This is a genomic window from Microbacterium sp. ZXT2-5 (assembly GCF_055329545.1).
On sequence record NZ_JBUZWD010000002.1, the window covers coordinates 400764 to 419879 of the forward strand.

Below are 19116 nucleotides of genomic sequence, written 5' to 3' on the forward strand. Positions count from 1 at the left end.
GCCGCCGCCCGATCCCGCACGCGCGCGGGGATAATCGAGGGGTGCCCACCTACCGCGACGAAGTCGTGGTCCTGCGCACCCACAAGCTGGGTGAGGCCGACAGGATCCTGACGATGCTCAGCCGCCGTCACGGCAAGCTGCGCGCGGTCGCGAAAGGCGTGCGGCGCACGTCGTCGCGCTTCGGCGCGCGGCTCGAGCCGTTCATGGTCGCCGACGTGCAGCTCTACCAGGGCCGCTCGCTCGACATCGTGCAGCAGGCCGAGTCGCTCGGCTCCTACGGCGCCGACATCGCCGCGCACTACGACCGCTACACCTCCGCGCACGCGATGGTGGAGGCGGCCGATCGCCTGAACGAGGCCGAGGCCACGCCCCAGCAGTACCTGCTCCTGGTGGGCGGGCTGCGCGCGCTGTCGCGCGGGGAGCACGCCTCGCGCAGCGTGCTGGACTCCTACCTGCTGCGGGCCATGGCGCTGTCGGGCTGGGCGCCCGGGCTCGGGGAGTGCGCCCGCTGCGGACGCATCGGGCCCCACGACACCTTCGTCGCCCAGCAGGGCGGGATCGTGTGCCGCGACTGCGCGCCCACGGGCGCGGCGCGCGTCGACCCCGCCACCGTCTCGCTGCTGCAGTCGCTCATGGCCGGCGAGTGGGACGTGGTGGATGCCGCGTCCCCTGGCGCGACCGCGGCCGCCTCGGGCCTCATCGCGGCCTATGCGCAGTGGCACCTCGAGCGCGGCATCCGCTCGCTCTCCCACGTCTCGTCACCCTCGCAGGAAGGCCGCCGGTGACCCCCAAGCCCTACACCCACCGCGACGCGGTTCCGTACCGGCCGCTCGACTGGACCGGAGTGCACCCGCCGGAGTACCCGAAGGGAGCAGTGCCGAACCACATCGCCATCGTCATGGACGGAAACGGGCGCTGGGCGAATCGTCGCGGGCTCACTCGGATCGAGGGACACAAAGCGGGGGAGGCGGCGCTGCTCGACGTCGTCGCGGGCGCGATCCAGGCAGGCGTCAAGCACCTGTCGGTGTACGCGTTCTCGACGGAGAACTGGTCGCGCTCGCCCGAGGAGGTGCGGTTCCTCATGGGCTACAACCGCGACGTGCTGCACCGCCGGCGCGACCAGCTGAACGAGTGGGGCGTGCGCATCCAGTGGGCGGGACGCAAGCCGCGACTGTGGTCGAGCGTCATCAAGGAGCTGCAGTTCGCCGAGCGGCTGACGGCGGGCAACGACGTGCTGACCCTCACGATGTGCGTCAACTACGGCGGCCGCATCGAGCTCGTCGACGCGATGCGCTCGATCGCCGACGACGTGGCCGCGGGACGCCTCCGGCCCTCGGCCGTGTCGGAGAAGCTGATCCAGCGGCGGCTCTACCGCCCGGACATGCCCGACGTCGACCTCTTCCTCCGCTCCAGCGGCGAGCAGCGCACGTCGAACTTCCTGCTCTGGGAGTCCGCATACGCCGAGTTCGTCTTCCTCGACACGCTGTGGCCGGACTTCAGTCGCACGGACCTGTGGCACGGCATCGACGTCTACCTCGGGCGCGATCGCCGCTTCGGCGGCGCGGTGGACGCGCCGGACGCGTCGACCGGCTGACCGGCCGCGCCTCGGCCGGGGTATCCACGGCGCCCGCGCGCGCTCATCATTGACGTGAGCCGCATGCGCGGCCGGTCGGAGGTGCATCGTGGCGCTGTCGAGACCGAGGGCGGGTGCCACCGCCCTGTGCGTCGTCCTGCTGCTCGGCCTCGCCGGGTGCGGAACGCCCGTGAGCCCCGACGACGCCGGGGCGACGACGAGCGCGAGCCCGTCGCCGTCGCCCGACCGCTCGGACGACGGGACCGACGCCGACGGTGAGGACGATGGCGGGACCGACTCCGACGGGAGCGAGGATCCCGCACAGGACCGCGTCCGGACCGGACCCGTCGCGCAGTACGGGGGACCGGCGTACGGCGACCAGGGCGTCGCCGAGGTCATCGCGGCCGGTGTCTGGTGCAAGACCATCGCCGTCTTCTGGGGCGGCGGCGAGCCGATCCCCGAAGGAGTGCGCTTCACGTTCGACGGCGCGGTGACCGATCGGCCGGGACTGCAGGTGGAGGGCGAGGCCTGCGGCTCCCGCGGCGCCGACCGCTCCTGCCTCGGACTGACTGTCGCCGCCAACGAGTCGGGGATCTTCTGCGGTCTCCTCCTGCGCCCGTCCGCCGACTTCCAGGACGGCACGCTGATCTCGTTCGTCGGCACGCTCGAATGCCCGAGCGCGGAGATCTGCGACGCGGTCGCGGCCCGCGCGGTCGACCCCGGCCCGCCGATCGTCGTCACCGACCCCGAGGCGGACGGCGGCGACGCGCCGATCGACGGCGAGGAGGAATCCGACGAGCAGGCGCCGGGCGAACAGCAGCCGTCCGAAGACCCCGACCAGCCACCGGCCGACGAGCAGCCCGGGGAGGAGCCTTGAGCGCGTGGCGGGTACGCCCGGCGGCGCCCACGCCCGGGGCAGCACCGGCCGAGCAGGCCGCGGTCGACGCCGAGCCCGTCCCGAAGGGCGCCGTTCAGGTGGAACCAGGCCTCGGCTTCGAGAAGTGGATGGGGTTCCTCTCGTCCTTCGTCGCGCCCCTCACCCTGGTCACGGCGCTGCTGTTCTACTTCGGATACGTCTCGACGCGGGAGTTCTTCCGCTACTTCGGCGTCGACGTCGACATCATCGGACTCAGCACCCAGGAGTTCGTCATGCGCAGCCCGGGGGCCCTGTTCATCCCGGTCATGGTGCTCCTGCTCCTGGCGGCCGCGGGGATCGTGGGGCACCGCGCGCTGCGACGCCGGCTCGGCGACCGGCCCGATGCGGTGCGCCGCCGCGTGGTGCGCGTGATCGCCTGGACGGGGATCGCGTTCCTCCTGGCCGGCCTGGCGTGCGCGTTCCTCGTGCCGTTCTTCCCCGCCTGGGCGTGGGGGCAGCTGCTCACGCCGCTGTCGCTGGCGATCGGCGCAGGACTGGCCGCCTATGCCGCCTCCACCGCACGCGCCTTCGGAGGCGCGACCGTGAGCCGCGCGGTGGTGGTCCTCCTCGTCCTCGTCATGGTCGCGGGCACGTTCTGGTCGACCGCCACCATCGCCCAGTGGTGGGGACGCGGGCAGGCGCGCTCGCTCGCCGCCGACCTCACGACCCTTCCCGCCGTGGTGCTCGACACGACCGAGCGACTGTACCCGGGCAACGACGACATCGCGTTCCAGCAGCTCGGTGCGCAGGCGCCGGCCGACGGTGAGGGGCTCACGCCGCCGGCCTTCGCCTATCGCTACTTCGGGCTCCGGCTGCTCGCCCAGGGCGGTGGCAGGCTCTACCTCGTCCCTGATGCCTGGTCGCCGGACGCGTCCACGATCGTGGTGCCGTACGACGACGTCCGCGTGAGATTCCGGTTCGTGCCCGACGCCGATCCGCCGACCTCCTGACGGACGCGTCGCGCAGACCCATGCGACGGAATAGATGAGCATCCGCGCGCGGTTGTCCCTCAGCATGACGGAAGCGATCAAGATCGACGTGTGGAGTGACATCGCCTGCCCCTGGTGCTACATCGGCAAGCGCAACCTGGAGAACGGGCTGGCCGCGGCATCCGCCGACGAGGACGCGCCCGCTGTGGAGGTCACGTTCCACTCGTTCGAGCTGTCGCCGGACACCCCCGTCGACTTCGAGGGCGGAGAGGCGGACTACCTCGCCACCCACAAGGGCATCTCGTCGGCGCAGGCGCAGCAGATGCTCGAGCGCGTCACCGGCGTCGCCGCCGAGGCGGGTCTGGCGTACCGGTTCGATCTGCTCAAGCACACCAACACCGTCAAGGCGCACGAGCTGCTGCACTTCGCGAAGGAGCACGGTCGTCAGCCCGAGCTCGCCGAACGCCTCATGTCGGCCTACTTCACCGAGGGACGGCACCTGGGCCGCGAGGACGAGCTGGTCTCGCTGGCGGCAGATGCCGGACTCGACGCCGAGGCGGCCCGTGAGGCGCTCGTCAGCGGCCGGTACCTCAGCGCGGTGCGCGCCGACCAGGCGCAGGCCGCCGCATACGGCATCAACGGAGTGCCGTTCTTCGTGATCGACGGCAAGTACGGCGTCTCGGGCGCGCAGCCGGCCGAGGCGTTCGCGCAGATCGTGCGCCAGGTGTGGGCGGAGCACCACGAGCCCGCCGACGTCGACGCCTGACCCGCACCCGCCCAGGGCCCGTCGCGATCCGCGGCGGGCCCGTCCCGTGGCCGCGCCGCGCCACGCGGATCCACAGCCGAGACGGGCGTTCAGCCAAGGAACGGATTCCTGTACGAGAATGGAACGCGTGACCACCGCCCTCGCCCCGACCCGCGCGCTGCGCCTCGGGCCCATCGAACTCGACGCGCCCGTGGTGCTCGCGCCGATGGCGGGCATCACCAACACCGCGTTCCGCCGGCTCTGCCGCGAGTACGGCGCGGGGCTGTACGTCAGCGAGATGATCACGACGCGCGCACTCGTCGAGCGCAACGCGACGACGATGCGGCTCATCACCCACCACGAGTCCGAGACCCCGCGCTCCATCCAGCTCTACGGCGTCGATCCCGCGACGACGGAGGCGGCGGTGCGGCTCCTCGTAGAGGAGGACCGGGCCGATCACATCGACCTGAACTTCGGATGCCCCGTCCCCAAGGTCACGCGCAAGGGCGGCGGAGCGGCGCTGCCGTGGAAGCTCGGCCTGTTCCGTGAGATCGTGACGCGCGCGGCGCGTGCCGCCGGCGACATCCCCCTCACGGTGAAGATGCGCAAGGGCATCGATGCCGACCACCTGACGTACCTCGACGCCGGGCGGATCGCGGAGGACGCGGGCGTGGCCGCGGTCGCGCTCCACGCGCGCACGGCGTCGGAGTTCTACTCCGGCCAGGCCGACTGGTCGGCGATCGCCCGACTCAAGGAGGCCGTGACCAGCGTCCCGGTGCTCGGCAACGGCGACATCTGGTCGGCCGACGACGCGGCGCGGATGATGGCTGAGACCGGTTGCGACGGCGTCGTCGTCGGACGCGGATGCCTCGGCCGGCCGTGGCTGTTCGGAGACCTGGCGCGCGCCCTCGGCGGCCCGGGGGCGGCGCCCGCGCAGCCGGTCGACGCGACCCTCGGGTTCGTCGCCCGCGCGTTCCGGCGGCACGCCGAGCTCCTGGTCGAGTTCTTCGAGGACGAGGGCCGCGGCTGCCGAGACATCCGCAAGCACGTCGCCTGGTACTTCAAGGGCTACCCCGTCGGCGGCGAACTGCGCGCGAGCCTGGCGACGGCGTCCAGCCTCACCGAGATCGACGATCTGCTGGCGACCCTCGACGCCGACGCGCCGTACCCCGGCGCCGCCGCCGAGGGGCAGCGGGGCCGCGCGGGGACCCCCAAGCGTCCGGCGCTGCCCGACGGCTGGCTGAACTCGCGCGAGCTGAGCGCCGAGGCATCCACCGCCATCGCCGACGCGGAACTCGACCACAGTGGCGGCTGACGACTCCGCGGGCGCCGCCGACCGGCCCGCCGGCTACGACGACGCCGACGCCGCCCGCTTCCACGCCGAGCAGCACCGCTCCCAGCGCGACGACTTCGCCCGCGACCGCGCGCGCGTGCTCCACTCCGCCGCGCTGCGGCGCCTCGCGGCCAAGACCCAGGTGCTCAGTCCCGCGAGCCCCGCCGACTTCGCACGCAACCGTCTGACGCACTCGCTCGAGGTCGCCCAGGTCGGTCGCGAGCTCGCCACCGCGCTCGACCTCGCCGCGGACGTGGTCGACACCGCCTGTCTCAGTCACGACCTGGGGCATCCGCCGTTCGGCCACAACGGGGAGCGCGCGCTCAACGAGTGGGCCGAGGACTTCGGCGGCTTCGAGGGCAACGCGCAGACGCTGCGCATCCTCACCCGGCTCGAGCCGAAGGTCATCGACGCCGACGGGCGCAGCTTCGGCCTCAACCTCACGCGCGCGAGCCTGGACGCATCGTGCAAGTATCCCTGGACCGCCGACCACCCGCTTCCCGATCCCGGCGGACGGCTGAAGTTCGGCGTCTACCCCGAGGACGAGGACGTCTTCCGCTGGCTGCGTGCGGACGCGCCCGGACGTGTGCGGTGCATCGAGGCCGAGGTCATGGACCTGTCCGACGACATCGCCTACTCGGTGCACGACTTCGAGGACGCGATCGTCAACGGCTACCTGGATCCCGCGCGCCTGGCCGATCCCCGCGAGCACGAGTGGCTGCTGACCGCGATCCAGTCGTGGGTCGGCTTCGACTTCGCCCGCGACGAGCTCGAGGACGCCCTGTTCCGGCTCACGCGCATGCCCGAGTGGATCGACGCGTTCGACGGATCCCGCGCCGCGCTCGCGCGCTTGAAGAACCTGACCTCCGATCTGATCGGCCGCTTCGCCCGCGCCGCCACGACGGCCACCCGCGAGTCGTACGCGACCTCCGTCCTCACGCGCTACCGCGGTCACCTCGTGGTGCCGCGCGTCGTCGAGGCCGAGATGGCGGTCCTCAAGGGCATCATCGGGGCGGCCGTCGTCTCGATCGAGGGACGCAAGGATCTCTACAAGGAGCAGCGGCGGGTCCTCAAGCGCCTGGCGAGCGCGCTGTGGGAACGGCCGGAGGCGCTGGACCGCCTGCACGCGCAGGACTTCGCGTCGGCGCGGACGGATGCCGCGCGCCGGCGGGTCGTCGTGGATCAGGTCGCGAGCCTCACCGATCAGCTGGCGATCGCGTGGCACGGGTCCCTCGTCGGACAGCTGGATCCGGCCTCCGTCGGCGTCTGGGCTCCCGGCGCCCGCCCGATGGACGCACCGGCGGGCCCCGCGCCCGAGCGATCCGAGGTGCGCTGATGGCGGGGCGCATCCGGCAGGCCGACGTCGACGAGGTGAAGGCCCGCACGAACATCGCCGACATCATCGGCGAGCGCGTGGCCCTCAAGTCCGCCGGCGTGGGCTCGCTCAAAGGGCTGTGCCCCTTCCACGACGAGCGGAGCCCCAGCTTCAACGTGCGCCCGCAGGCCGGGTTCTACCACTGCTTCGGCTGCGGCGAGTCCGGGGACGTCTACTCGTTCCTGCGCGCGATGGACCACGTGACGTTCACCGAGGCCGTCGAGCGCCTCGCCGGGCGGATCGGCTACGCCCTGCACTACGAGGACGGCGGCGCAGCCCCCGAGCACACCGGGCGCGCGCGGCTGTACGCCGCCAACGCCGCCGCCGCCGAGTTCTTCCGCGCGCAGCTCATGACCGCCGAGGCCGACACGGCGCGGAGGTTCCTCGGCCAGCGCGGCTTCGACGCCGGGGCGGCTGCCCATTTCGGGGTGGGCTACGCCCCGAAGGGCTGGTCGGGGATGCACTCCGTCCTGCGCGCGCAGGGCTACACCGACGAGGAGCTGTCGTCCGCGGGGCTGGTGTCGCAGGGGCAGCGCGGGGTGTACGACCGCTTCCGCGGCCGCGTCGTGTGGCCGATCCGCGACGTCACCGGGCAGGTCATCGGCTTCGGCGCACGCAGGCTCTACGACGACGACCAGGGACCCAAGTACCTCAACACCCCCGAGACGACCATCTACAAGAAGGCCCAGGTGCTCTACGGCCTCGACCTCGCCAAACGCGAGATCTCGCGGGAGCACCGCGTCGTGGTCGTCGAGGGCTACACCGACGTCATGGCCTGTCACCTCGCCGGCATCACCACGGCTATCGCGACGTGCGGTACCGCTTTCGGCTCCGACCACATCTCGGTGCTGCGACGCGTGATGGGCGACGACTCCACGGCGGGCGAGGTGGTCTTCACCTTCGACCCCGATGCGGCCGGCCAGAAGGCGGCGCTGCGCGCCTTCGCCGACGCCAAGCGCTTCAACGCGCAGACCTACGTCGCGACCGGGCCCGAGGGGCTGGATCCGTGCGACCTGCGCCTCACCCGCGGCGACAGCGCGGTCCGCGGGCTTCTGGAGACGAAGGTCCCGATGGTGGAGTTCGTCCTGGACCAGCGCATCTCGGGCTACGACCTCGCGAGCGTGGAGGGGCGAGTCGGGGCGCTCCGCACCGCCGCCCCCGTGGTGGCCGAGCTTCGCGACCCGCTGCTGCAGCCGGAGTACGTGAGGGTGCTCGCACGCCGGCTCGGCATGGACACCGAGGACGTCCGGCGGGAGGTGGAGCGCGCCGGGCGCGGCGGGAGACGGGATGCCCCGGCCGCTGCGGAGCCGCCCGCACCCTCCTCCTCGGAGGACGGCGCCCTGCATGTCACGCTCGCCACGCTGCCGCGCACGCCGGAGGTGGGACTCGAGCGCGACGCCCTGATGGGCGTCCTGCAGTTCGGCCACCGCATGGAGCCCGCCCTCGTCGCACGGGCGCTGGAGCAACCGTTCCGCCACCCGGCGCTCGACGCCGTCCGCGCCGCGGTGGTCTCGGCCGCCGACATGCAGCGGCCCGGCTGGTCGGCTGCGGTCGTCGGCACCGTGCGGGAGCCCTACCGGTCGCTGGCGGCCGAGCTGCTTGCGGGCGACTTCCCGGCCCTGAACGACGAGGCGGCCGTCGCCTCGGCCGGTGACCTGGCGCGGCGGCTCGTGATGCGCGCCATCGATCGCGAGAAGGCCGAGCTGCTGGGCGCGATCCAGCGGGTGCCCGCCGATTCCGAACAGGGTCGCAGCATCCGCCTGCGCCTGCGCGAGCTCGACGCACGACGTCAGGCGATCGCCGACGAGTCCTCCTGACGGACTGCTCCGACTGGCGCGAGGGTCCGCTGCCGGGCAGGATGAGGAGATGGCTCGACGACGAACCGCGGATGCCGCGATCGACTGCTCCGACCTGTCGATCGCCCGCGCGGGTCGTGGCGGCCCGAGTCAGCGCGTCGTCGACGGCGTCACATTCCGCCTGGCGCATGGACGCAACCTCGCCGTGATAGGACCGACCGGATCCGGCAAGTCCTCGCTCGCCGCGGTCCTGGCCGGAGCCGACGAGCCCGGCCTCGCGGTCGTGGGCGGGGACGGCACGGTCGAGGGCGTCTCCGTGCGCCGGCCAGGGCGTGACCATCGCTTCCTCACCTACTACGCCGGATACCTGCCCCAGTCGGCGGGGGCGCGCCTTCCCGCCCGGCTCACCGTCGCCGAGGTCATCAGCGCACCCATCACCAGCCGCGACCGGCGGGTGAGCTCGCGCGCTCTCGCGGTGCGCGTCGCGTCACTGCTGGACGAGATGATGCTTCCGCTGGGCGCCTCGGCCAAGTACCCCTACGAGCTGAGCGCGGGCATGCGCCAGCGCGTCGCGCTGGCGCGCGCGCTCGTGCTCCAGCCGCGTGTCCTCATCGCCGACGAGCCCTACGCGAACATGGACGTCGAGGTGCGCAAAGCCGCGCGCGAGGCGATCCTCCGGCGGCAGCGCGACCTCGGCATGGCCGCGCTGGTGGTGACGAATCAGGCCGACGTCGTCGACGAGCTCGACGCCGACGTGCTGGTGCTGCGCGCCGGCCATGCCGTCGCATTCGGCCACGGAACACAGGACCTGCTGTGGACGCCGAGCGGCGAAGCGGATCGGAGACTCGTCGGGTCCTGAGGTCTCCCGTGGTCATGACCATGGGTGGAGCTTTGCTAATATGGACTGGTTGCCCGCGCGAGAGTGCGGAACATTCCTCCATAGCTCAATTGGCAGAGCAATCGGCTGTTAACCGATAGGTTCTTGGTTCGAGTCCAAGTGGGGGAGCGGATCGGCCCCGAGCTCCACCTCGGGGCCTTTCTTCGTCTTCAGACGCCCTGAGGACGCCGCGCGGCAGGTCGCGTCACGCGTCGAGGTCGTCGACGCCGGGGGTCCATGAGCTTCCCGGCCGGCCCCAGCCGCGCTTGCGGGCGATCTTCTGCACGGTCTTCCAGTCGCCGTCGTCGAGGCGGTCCACGTACAGCACGCCGTCGAGGTGGTCGAACTCGTGCTGCATGATGCGGGCGCGCCAGCCGTCGACCTGAATGCGCACGGGCTCGCCCTCGAGGTCGGTCCCGGTGACGAGCACCTCGTCGGAGCGCCGCAGCGGGAACCGCTCGCCCGGGAACGACAGGCACCCCTCGGATTCCTCGTCGGGGTCGGGCGCGCCGGGCTCGAGCGGCCGCATCCACAGTTCCGGGTTGACGATCACGCCGCGCCAGGGAGCGCCCTCGTCATCGGTGTACGAGTAGGTGTAGATCCGCAGTGGGACGCCGACCTGCGGGGCTGCCAGGCCCACGCCGGGGGCGGCATCCATCGTCTCGAACATGTCGGCGACGAGCGTGCGGACCTCGTCCGTGATCGCCTCGACACGGGATGCGGGGGAGTGCAGGACGGGATCGCCCATGATGCGAATCGGGAGAACAGCCACGCCTTGAGCCTATCGAGCGACGCCTGCGGCTAATGTCGATGTGTGCTGTGGACCGCGGTGGAGCTCGAGGACGTGGGGGACCAGCTGGTCGGCGCGTTCCAGAACCCTGGCCTGCTGTACGGCATCCCGCTCGCCCTGCTGGGCGCGGTCTTCATGTCGTTCGGGGCCCAGTATCAGCACCGCGGGGTGACCAAGGTCGAACGGATGAGCCGTTCGCAGCCGACTCAGGGCGGCCTCGATGCGAGCCACCTGCTCAAGCTGCTCTCGCGCCCTTCGTGGGTCATCGGCACGGTCATGCTCGCACTGGCCATCGTGTGTCAGCTCTCCGCCCTCGCCGTGGCGCCGCTCATCGTGGTGCAGCCGCTGGGTGCGATCGCGCTCGTCATCACGACCCTTCTGAACGCGCAGATCAGCGGGCACAAGCCCACGCGACGCTCGCTGATCGCGATCGCGGCGTGCGTGGGGGGCATCTTCGTCTTCGTGACCATCGCGGCGCTCTTCGCGACCGAGAAGCCGGTCTCCAGCGGACAGCTGATCACGATCCTGGTGCTGCTCGCCGTGGTGACGCTGGTCTTCGCGGGGTTGTGGGTGTGGCTGCGCAAGCGGATGGGCGCCCTCTTCTACATCACCGCCGCGGGGGTCATCTACGGCTTCGTCGCGACGCTCGCCAAGGTCGTCATCGAGCGCATCAAGGACAACGACTTCGACGGGCTCACCTTCCTGTGCCTCGCCGCCCTCATCGTCGGGGCGATCGTCGGCGCGTACTTCGTGCAGAGCGCCTACGCCTCCGGCCCGCCGGACCTTGTGGTCGCCGGCCTCACCGTCATCGACCCGATCGTCGCCATCCTCATCGGCCTGATCGTCCTGCAGGAGGTCGCGGGGGCGCCGCTGTGGGTGTACATCGCCTTCGCCGTGGTGGGCGCGGTCGCGGTATGGGGCGTGTTCCAGCTCGCGCGCCATCACCCGCAGGTGCTCAGCGAGAGCCAGGAGCTCCCGATCCAGCGGGGGAGCACCGGAACGGCACCGGACGACGCGCACCCCTCCACCGCGTCGATCAAGGTCACCGAGGCGGTGGCGAAGGTGTGGCCGGAGCCGCCCGTGAAGGACCCGGCCGACAAGCCCGACACCCGCTGACGCCGCGGATCGCTCCGGCGGGCGGGTAGGCTTCTTCGCGCACCCGATGTGCGGGGGGCGGTGGCCAAGCTGGTCAAGGCAGCGGGCTCATAACCCGACGATCGTGGGTTCAAGTCCCACCCGCCCTACCGATAAGGACCGCCGCGGCATCCTGTCCGCGGCGGTCCTCTGCGCTCCCGGTCTGCGTGCGCGCCGCCGCCGCGCCCGATCGAGCCGGATTCGTTCACCATCCTTACTTTCGGAGGGAGTGGCACTGACGGCGATCGCCGATTGACGGTAGCGTCATCGTCACAACCCATTCCTGGCCCCCCCTGGAGGAGAACAATGAAGTTCCTGCAGAGGCTCGGCAGATCGATCATGCTTCCGGTGGCAGTGCTGCCGGTCGCTGCGATCCTGTCCGGCATCTCGTACTGGATCAGCTCGGCAGCCGGTCCCAACGTCGTCTCGACATTCCTCGGCGCCGCCGGCGGCTCGCTGCTGGACAACATGGCGCTGCTGTTCGCCGTCGGCATCGCGCTGGGCATGGCGGAGAAGTCGGACGGCACCTCGGCGCTGGCGGGCCTGGTGTCGTGGCTCGTGGTCACGACGCTGCTCAAGCCCGAGACCGTCCTCCTCTTCACCGGCGTCGACAACGTCAATGAGGTCGACCCGGCGTTCCTGCGTGTGCAGAACGTCTTCGTCGGCATCATCTGCGGCCTCATCGGCGCCTACTGCTACAACAAGTTCAAGGACACGCGCCTGCCCGACGCGCTGTCGTTCTTCTCGGGCAAGCGCTCGGTGGCGATCGTCACGGCCGGCTTCTCGCTGGTCGTCGCCGTCGTCCTGTTCTTCGTCTGGCCGTTCGTGTACGGCGGCCTGGTCGGATTCGGCGAGTGGATCGTGACGCTCGGCGCGTTCGGCACGGGCATCTACGGGTTCCTCAACCGCCTGCTCATCCCGGTGGGGCTCCACCACGCCCTGAACTCGGTGTTCTGGTTCGATGTCGCGGGCATCAACGACCTCAACAACTTCCTCGCCGGCGAGGGCACGTACGGCGTGACCGGGCAGTACATGACGGGCTTCTTCCCGATCATGATGTTCGGCCTCCCCGGCGCCGCCCTCGCGATGTACCTCACGGCGAGGACCACCAGGAAGAAGCTCGCCTACGGCATCCTGTTCTCTGGCGCCATCGCCTCCTTCTTCGTGGGTGTGACCGAGCCCCTCGAGTTCGCCTTCATGTTCCTCGCGCCGGTGCTCTACCTCACGCATGCCGTGTTCACGGGCATCTCGATGGCGATCAGCCAGATCCTTCCGGTGCGCATGGGATTCGGCTTCTCCGGCGGCTTCATCGACCTCGTCCTCAACTGGATGAACCCGATGGCGCAGAACCCGTGGCTCATCCCCGTGATGGGCGTCTTCTGGTTCTTCATCTACTTCGTGGTGTTCTACTTCTTCATCAAGCGGTTCAACCTCAAGACGCCGGGACGCGAGGACGACGACATCCTCGGCGAGGGCACCGAGTACGACACCCACACGGCCGACGACAAGTACCTCGTCACGGGAGGACGGTTCATCGACGCCCTCGGCGGCAAGGACAACATCCTCGAGCTGGAGAACTGCGCCACCCGCCTGCGCATGGAGATCGACGACGTGAGCAAGGTCGACGACGCCGCGCTCAAGCGCGCCGGTGCGGCGGGAACCATGAAGCCCGGCGGCAAGTCCGTGCAGGTGGTCTACGGAACGAACGTGCAGTTCGTGAAGGACGCCATGGAGGCGATCCTCGCGGGCCGCGCATCGGCTCCCGCCGGCGCGACGGCCGAGCCGGCACCCGCGCCGGCCGCGGGTGGGACCGCCGTGCTGACCGATGCTCCCGCGACGACCACGATCCGGCTGCGCCAGCCGCTGGCGGGCCGCGTCGTGCCGCTCTCGGAGGTGCCCGATCCGACCTTCGCCGAGGGCGTCATGGGCCCGGGCGTCGCGATCGAGCCGACCGGCGACACGGTGGTCGCTCCCGCTGACGGCACCATCGGCGCCACGTTCGACAGCAGCCACGCCGTGGCCCTCGTGCTGGAGGACGGCACCGAGCTGCTCATCCACGTCGGCATCGACACGGTCGGCATGAAGGGCGACGGATTCGAGACCCTCGTCCAGAAGGGGCAGAAGGTGACGGCAGGCACTCCGCTGCTGCGCTTCGACCTGGCGAGGATCCGCGCCGCCGGCCACCCCGCGGTGACCCCGGTCATCGTCCTCAACAACGAGAACGCGGCCGTCTCGTTCGAGTGACGCCGGCAGGACCCCGATGACGGGTGGGACGGATGCCTCGGCGCGAGGCATCCGTCCCGCCCGTCACATCGCCTCGCCGATGTAGGAGTACTTGACGAAGACCTCGGGGGCCATGCCCGCCTCCTCGAGGACGCCCTGCACGGCGCTCAGCATGTAGCTGGAGTCCCACCCCATGTAGAGCGAGTGATGGTCGTCGAGTCGATCCCACTGACCGTTCCAGGACTGCGCGGTGTAGACCGGGCCGCCGCGGCGGGCGCTGTACGACACGACCGCCGCACGCGCATCAGCCCACAGCCGCTTGAAGACGCGGTTGAAGAGGTGCTTGACGTCGTAGACCTCCCAGTGCTCGCCGCAGTACTCGACGTACGACCACTCGCGGTGCCAGCCGGGGGGCCATCCCCGCCGGCGGACCGCGTCGAGGATCGGGGTGAGGCCGTCGTCGTCGATGGCGGGCCCACCGGGGCGCTTCCACACCTGCACGAAGCGCTCGGTCAGGTGCCGGGAGCGCTCGGCGATGGCGGCGGTGCCCCACGCCGGCACCTCGGCGAGCTCGGCGGTCGTCACGATCGCGCTCCGGGCGTAGAGGGCCTTCTTCTCGGGGAACGAGCGGTCGAAGGCTCGGAACGCGAGGTCCTCCTCGAGCACGGCCAGGTTGCCGATGGTCTGGGCGAGCGCGCGATGACTGTTCTGCTCGTCCTCGCTGTACGCGGCCCACTCCCGCACGCCGTCGCCCGACCAGGCATCGCCGGGGGCCAGGGGGAAGATGTGCTCGATGTCGACCTCGGCGGCGGGGTCGAGTCCGGCGATGCGCCCGAGCGCATATCGCGCGTGCGGCAGCTCGGAGTACTTGAGCGCCACGGCGATGCGCTCGTCGGACGGCGTGATGCGTGAGATCGCCGCGACGAGGGCCTCCCATCCCGCTTCTCGGGCGCGGCACAGGCGCGCGACGAGGCGCTGCGTGCCCGTCCCGACGACCGACCGGCGCATCAACAGCGCCTGGATCATCTCCAGGGTCTCGATGAACGCCTCGCGGGCGAGCGCACCGGTCTCGACGTCCCGGTATGCGCGCATGACGAGCGGGTACATCGCGGTGCCGAAGGTGTTGAGGTGACGGAGCTGCTGTGCGATCTCGGCATCCGGCGCCTCGTCCGGCCGCAGCAGCACCCGGTACACGCGTGACAGCGCGCGCCACTCCTCTGCCCGCGCGACGAGCTCGGGGAACGGGAGGCGGGGGAACTCGTGACGGAAGGCGTCGTAGACACCGCGTCCGCCGACCACGGTGACCTCGCGGCCGGTCCGCATCACGAGGTACTGCCGCCAGAAGTCGGCGATCGCGTCGCCCGTGTTCGCCTCGATCGGCCGCCAGAAGTCCGCCTCGACCTCGCGCTGCTCGGCGTGCGTGAGCCCCATCAGGACGTAGTTGTGGATCAGCTCGTGGTCGCGCAGCGGCTCGCCCGTCGAGTTGAGGCTCTCGAAGATCTGCTGGGCGTTCGCGCCCGCACCCAGCGTGATCGCGACGTGCTCGAGCTTCTGCAGCCCCCGCCAGATGTGCGGCGCCTCCTCCACGCTGATCTGGCTGCGGAAGAACGCGTAGTTGTCGTCGAAGCGGGAGTCGCGGTGCTCACCAGGCGGCAGCGGGAGGTCGAGCACGACGCGCTCGAACACGCCGGCCCACGCGCGGTGCGGTCGCAGCTTCGTGCGGGTGACGTCGTGGGAGTGGACCAGGACGCGCTGCAGCTCGTCGGCGAGGTCGGGCCGGGCCTCCCGCACCGTGTGGTGCAGGGCCGCGACGAGGAGCATCAGTGTGGTGGTGCGCTGCTGCCCGTCGATGAGCACGAGCTCCGCGCCCTCGCCCTCGCCGCTCGCGGAGGACAGGATCGAGCCGATGAAGTGCATGTGCCGGTCGTCGAGGTCCGCGACGGCGCGGATGTCGGCCAGCAGCTGCTCGCATCCGCCGATGTCCCACCGGTACTGCCGCTGGTAGACGGGGACGACGATGGTCCAGTCCGCGGCGGAGAGCCACCCGATCGTGTTGACAGCAGTCGCATCGACGTTCGTGGCAGTGACCATGGCTCCTTCAGTCTATTCGGGGCCCCCGGCGCGGAATCGGCGGGCCGCCGGGGCGCCGGTTATTCACGGCTCGGTCACGGGGGCGCCCGAGGGGTGCGAGGTAGGCTTGCCTAAGTTGAGCCTGTTAAAACGTGCTGGCTCACTGACCGAAAGGCATGATTCGTCATGGGTTACATCAAGTCCGCCGCTCTCGATGAGACCGGCTTCGTGGTGCTCGACTCCTACGGGGAGGAGATCGATCCCCAGGAGTGGCTCTCGATCGAGTACGTCGACTGGAAGTCTTCCGGCGACACCCGGTTCGCACCGCTCGCCTCCGCCAAGGGCGAGATCGAGTGCAACGGGTTCTGGAACCACACGCCGCCGCGCACCGACAAGGACGGCGTCTGGATCCCCGAGCAGACCGAGAAGGCGCCGACCCTGACGCGTCGCGCGCAGGAGCCGGGCTCCAACGTGGGGCGCTGCCGCATCATCGAACTGCAGCCGAACACGTACGCCGACGCGCTGTACAACCTGCACCAGGACGACAACAACCGCCTCAACCCCGACGGCACCGGCTGGGTGGTCCGCGGCTTCTTCAACCTGACGGACGACAAGAACAGCTACTTCGTCCTGCGCGAGAACCGCACCGACCCGAGCATCGAGTACCGCGTGGCGCTCCCTGCCGGCGCGCAGCTCATCGTCGACACGCAGCGACTGTGGCACGCGGTGCACCACGACGGCGACGCGCCGCGCTACTGCCTCATCACGTCGTGGGAGTCCGGCCCCGAGCTCGACGCCTACATCGAGAAGTACCACGGCAAGCCCACGACGGACCAGTTCGAGGTCCCCCAGGACGTCCTGGACGCCGGGCAGGCAGAGCAGGCGCGCCGCGACGCCGCCCGCGCGGCCTACTACGCGGCCAAGGGCAAGGCCGCGGTCCAGGCCATGAGCGAGGCCTGACCCGCATCTCATCAGGGGGCGGTGGAATCACACACTTGTGATTCCACCGCCCCCTCGGCGATAATGGCGACAGCACAACCGAACAGCACGCTGTGACACCGTCTCAGGTCGTAGGGGAAGACGCACCTGACGAACGGAGAGATCATGGCGACACACAAGGCGCGTGGGGTGATCTTCATCCACTCCGCGCCACGAGCGTTGTGCCCGCACCTCGAGTGGGCGGTCGGTCGGGCCCTCGGCCGCGCCGTCAGCTTCGACTGGGCGGAACAGCCGGTGCTGGCAGGAAGCCGCCGCGCCGAGTTCTACTGGGAGGGCGCGGCAGGCACCGGCTCGGCCCTCGCGACGGCGATCCGCGGCTGGGAGCACCTGAGGTTCGAGGTGACCGAGGACCCGACCCCGCGCAGCGACGGCGGCCGCTGGCTGCACACCCCGGGACTCGGCATCCACTACGCCCAGACCGATTCCGCGGGCAACGTCGTGATCGGCGAGGACCGCATCCGGTATGCGATGGAGATCGCCGGCGGCGACGCCTCGGAGCTGCACCGGGAGCTGCAGGTCGCCCTGGGTGCGGCGTGGGACGAAGAGCTCGAGCCGTTCCGGCACGCGAGCGACGAGGCGCCGGTCGTCTGGCTCCACAAGGTCGGCTGATCTCCGGCCGGGCGCGGCCCGGCCGCCGCCACGTCGGCGTGACACAACTTCACAGACCCGGGCGGTGCGAGGCGCCACTACCGAGGCTCGGAGGCCGATGATCCCGGGCAGCGGGACCGCGAACCACCGCCTGTCACCACAGACGCCCCGATCTCCCTCTCGCCGAGGGGATCGGGGCGTCTTGGACGTGCGTGCGACTCAGACCGATGCGAAGGCCGCTACCGCGTTGTGCCCGCCGAAGCCGAAGGAGTTGCTGATCGCGAACTGCGGCCCGTCGCCGAGCGGGGTCGGCGACCCGGAGATGCGGAAGGGCACCGCCGGATCCTGCGTCGTCAGGTTGATGGTCGGGGGCGCCACGCGGTCGCGCAGCGCCAGCACAGTGAAGATCGCCTCGAGCGCTCCGGTGCCGCCGAGCAGGTGACCGGTCGAGGCCTTCGTCGCCGACACCGGGATCTCGTCGATGCGCGGGCCGAAGACGGCCCGGAGCGCCTGGTACTCGTTCGGGTCGCCGACCGGGGTCGAGGTGGCGTGCGCGTTGATGTGCGTGACGTCGTCGGCCGAGGCATCCGCCATCTCCAGCGCGAGGTTCACCGCCCGGGCCGCTCCGAGTCCCTCGGGGTCGTTCGCCGTGATGTGGTACGAGTCCGCCGTCACGCCGCCGCCGGCGACGACGGCGTAGATCTTGGCGCCGCGCGCGCGGGCGTGCTCCTCCGTCTCGAGGATGAGAGCTCCGGCGCCCTCGCCCATGACGAAGCCGTCGCGGTCGATGCTGCACGGCCGCGAGGCGGTCGCCGGGTCGTCGTTGCGCCGGGACAGCGCCTGCATCGACGAGAACGCGGCGATCGTGACGGGGTGGATGACCGACTCGGTGCCTCCCGCGATCACGACGTCGGCGAGCCCCGAGCGGATGTGCTCGATGGCGTTGACGATCGACTCGGTGCTCGACGCGCAGGCGCTCGCGACGGTGCGCGCGTAGGCCCGGGCGTTGAAGTGCAGCGACAGGTTGCCCGCCGCGGCGTTGGGCATGAGCATGGGCACCGTCATCGGCAGGACCCGACGCGGGCCCTTCTCGCGCAGCGTGTCCCAGCCGTCGAGGAGGGTGTGCAGACCGCCGATACCGGTCGCGAAGTCCACGCCCAGGCGCTCCGGCTCCACCTCGGGGGTTCCGGCGTCCGCCCAGGCCTCCATGGCCGCGACGAGCGCGAACTGAGACGACGGGTCGAGACGCTTGGCGACGGGGCGCTCGAGCACGGTGTCGGGACGCACCTTCGCCTCCGCGGCGAAGGTCACCGGCAGCTGGTACTGCTCGACCCACTCGTGCTCGAGGGACCGCGTGCCGGACACGCCGTCCAGAAGGGCCGACCAGCTCTCGGGTGCCGTGCCGCCCAGGGGCGATGACGCGCCGATGCCGGTGACGACGATGCGGGAGTTGCTCATGACGGTGAAAGTCCTCGTGGGTGTGCCGGTGGGGGCCGCAGCCCCCACCGGAAGGGGTTACGCCTGGTTGGACGTGATGTAGCTGACGGCGTCGCCGACGGTCTTCAGGTTCTTGACCTCGTCGTCGGGGATGGTGACGCCGAACTTCTCCTCGGCGTTGACGACGATCGTCATCATCGAGATCGAGTCGATGTCGAGGTCGTCGGTGAACGACTTCTCGAGAGCGACCTCGTCGGACGAGATGCCCGTCTCGTCGGTGATGAGCTCGGCGAGTCCGGCGAGGACCTCGTCGCTGGTGAATGCCATGGGA

17 protein-coding genes and 2 tRNA genes are annotated in these 19116 nt (G+C 70.8%); 15 read left to right on the top strand and 4 right to left on the bottom strand.

Going from position 1 to position 19116, the window contains the following annotated elements; translation table 11 throughout:
* The first annotated feature begins 41 nt into the window (after positions 1-41).
* The 10 genes from recO (at position 42) to ACZBH1_RS15425 (ending at position 9673) form a co-directional block, all read left to right on the top strand.
* Entirely contained in the window at positions 42-785 is a 744-nt protein-coding gene (recO, locus tag ACZBH1_RS15380) for a DNA repair protein RecO (RefSeq protein ID WP_336397089.1), read from the top strand.
* Positions 782-1594 carry an isoprenyl transferase gene (locus ACZBH1_RS15385; protein WP_336397090.1) on the top strand — a complete coding sequence of 271 codons (813 nt, stop codon included), beginning with the start codon at positions 782-784 and terminating at the stop codon, positions 1592-1594. Before recO ends, ACZBH1_RS15385 begins: the two co-directional genes overlap by 4 nt.
* A gap of 88 nt (positions 1595-1682) precedes the next feature.
* Positions 1683-2450: a hypothetical protein gene (locus ACZBH1_RS15390; RefSeq protein WP_463646883.1), complete on the top strand. Its 768-nt coding sequence runs from the start codon at positions 1683-1685 to the stop codon at positions 2448-2450.
* A complete protein-coding gene (locus ACZBH1_RS15395; RefSeq protein ID WP_463646884.1) occupies positions 2447-3439 on the top strand; it encodes an LTA synthase family protein in 993 nt (330 codons plus the stop codon). Before ACZBH1_RS15390 ends, ACZBH1_RS15395 begins: the two co-directional genes overlap by 4 nt.
* Positions 3440-3503: 64 nt before the next feature.
* On the top strand, positions 3504-4184 hold the full coding sequence (locus ACZBH1_RS15400; RefSeq protein WP_463646885.1) for a DsbA family oxidoreductase: 681 nt from the start codon (positions 3504-3506) through the stop codon (positions 4182-4184).
* A 118-nt stretch (positions 4185-4302) separates the two neighbouring features.
* On the top strand, positions 4303-5478 hold the full coding sequence (gene dusB / locus ACZBH1_RS15405; protein WP_336397094.1) for a tRNA dihydrouridine synthase DusB: 1176 nt from the start codon (positions 4303-4305) through the stop codon (positions 5476-5478).
* Positions 5468-6832 (top strand): deoxyguanosinetriphosphate triphosphohydrolase, encoded by a 1365-nt coding sequence (locus ACZBH1_RS15410; protein ID WP_378880969.1) that lies wholly within the window; start codon positions 5468-5470, stop codon positions 6830-6832. The genes dusB and ACZBH1_RS15410 overlap by 11 nt, the downstream gene beginning before the upstream one ends.
* Positions 6832-8688, top strand: a complete 1857-nt coding sequence (gene dnaG, locus ACZBH1_RS15415; protein WP_378880966.1) for a DNA primase — start codon at positions 6832-6834, stop codon at positions 8686-8688. The genes ACZBH1_RS15410 and dnaG overlap by 1 nt, the downstream gene beginning before the upstream one ends.
* 49 nt (positions 8689-8737) lie before the next feature.
* Positions 8738-9526 carry an ATP-binding cassette domain-containing protein gene (locus tag ACZBH1_RS15420; protein ID WP_463646886.1) on the top strand — a complete coding sequence of 263 codons (789 nt, stop codon included), beginning with the start codon at positions 8738-8740 and terminating at the stop codon, positions 9524-9526.
* Between the two features lie 74 nt (positions 9527-9600).
* Positions 9601-9673 (top strand) — tRNA-Asn (locus ACZBH1_RS15425).
* Between the two features lie 76 nt (positions 9674-9749).
* On the opposite strand, the gene def is transcribed toward ACZBH1_RS15425, so the two are convergent.
* A complete protein-coding gene (def, locus tag ACZBH1_RS15430; RefSeq protein WP_336397098.1) occupies positions 9750-10316 on the bottom strand; it encodes a peptide deformylase in 567 nt (188 codons plus the stop codon).
* 42 nt (positions 10317-10358) lie between these two features.
* On the opposite strand from def, the gene ACZBH1_RS15435 reads away from it, so the two are divergent.
* The 3 genes from ACZBH1_RS15435 to nagE all read left to right on the top strand — a co-directional run bounded on the left by ACZBH1_RS15435 (position 10359) and on the right by nagE (position 13712).
* Complete coding sequence (locus tag ACZBH1_RS15435) at positions 10359-11450, top strand: DMT family transporter (RefSeq protein ID WP_336397099.1); 1092 nt, start codon at positions 10359-10361, stop codon at positions 11448-11450.
* A 54-nt stretch (positions 11451-11504) separates the two neighbouring features.
* Positions 11505-11578: transfer RNA gene (locus ACZBH1_RS15440), tRNA-Ile, on the top strand.
* Between the two features lie 196 nt (positions 11579-11774).
* Positions 11775-13712, top strand: a complete 1938-nt coding sequence (nagE, locus tag ACZBH1_RS15445) for an N-acetylglucosamine-specific PTS transporter subunit IIBC (RefSeq protein ID WP_336397100.1) — start codon at positions 11775-11777, stop codon at positions 13710-13712.
* A 63-nt stretch (positions 13713-13775) separates the two neighbouring features.
* On the opposite strand, the gene ACZBH1_RS15450 is transcribed toward nagE, so the two are convergent.
* Positions 13776-15782 (bottom strand): DUF262 domain-containing protein, encoded by a 2007-nt coding sequence (locus tag ACZBH1_RS15450; RefSeq protein ID WP_336397101.1) that lies wholly within the window; start codon positions 15780-15782, stop codon positions 13776-13778.
* Between the two features lie 165 nt (positions 15783-15947).
* On the opposite strand from ACZBH1_RS15450, the gene ACZBH1_RS15455 reads away from it, so the two are divergent.
* Entirely contained in the window at positions 15948-16721 is a 774-nt protein-coding gene (locus tag ACZBH1_RS15455) for a hypothetical protein (protein WP_336397102.1), read from the top strand.
* Positions 16722-16865: 144 nt separating this feature from the next.
* Positions 16866-17369, top strand: coding sequence for a DUF3145 domain-containing protein (locus ACZBH1_RS15460; RefSeq protein ID WP_336397103.1), 504 nt, complete (start codon positions 16866-16868; stop codon positions 17367-17369).
* Between the two features lie 198 nt (positions 17370-17567).
* Here ACZBH1_RS15460 and ACZBH1_RS15465 read toward each other — a convergent pair whose 3' ends face one another.
* Both ACZBH1_RS15465 and ACZBH1_RS15470 read right to left on the bottom strand, forming a co-directional pair.
* Complete coding sequence (locus ACZBH1_RS15465; RefSeq protein WP_463646887.1) at positions 17568-18806, bottom strand: beta-ketoacyl-[acyl-carrier-protein] synthase family protein; 1239 nt, start codon at positions 18804-18806, stop codon at positions 17568-17570.
* Between the two features lie 57 nt (positions 18807-18863).
* A complete protein-coding gene (locus ACZBH1_RS15470) occupies positions 18864-19112 on the bottom strand; it encodes an acyl carrier protein (protein ID WP_336397105.1) in 249 nt (82 codons plus the stop codon).
* Between the last annotated feature and the right edge of the window lie 4 nt (positions 19113-19116).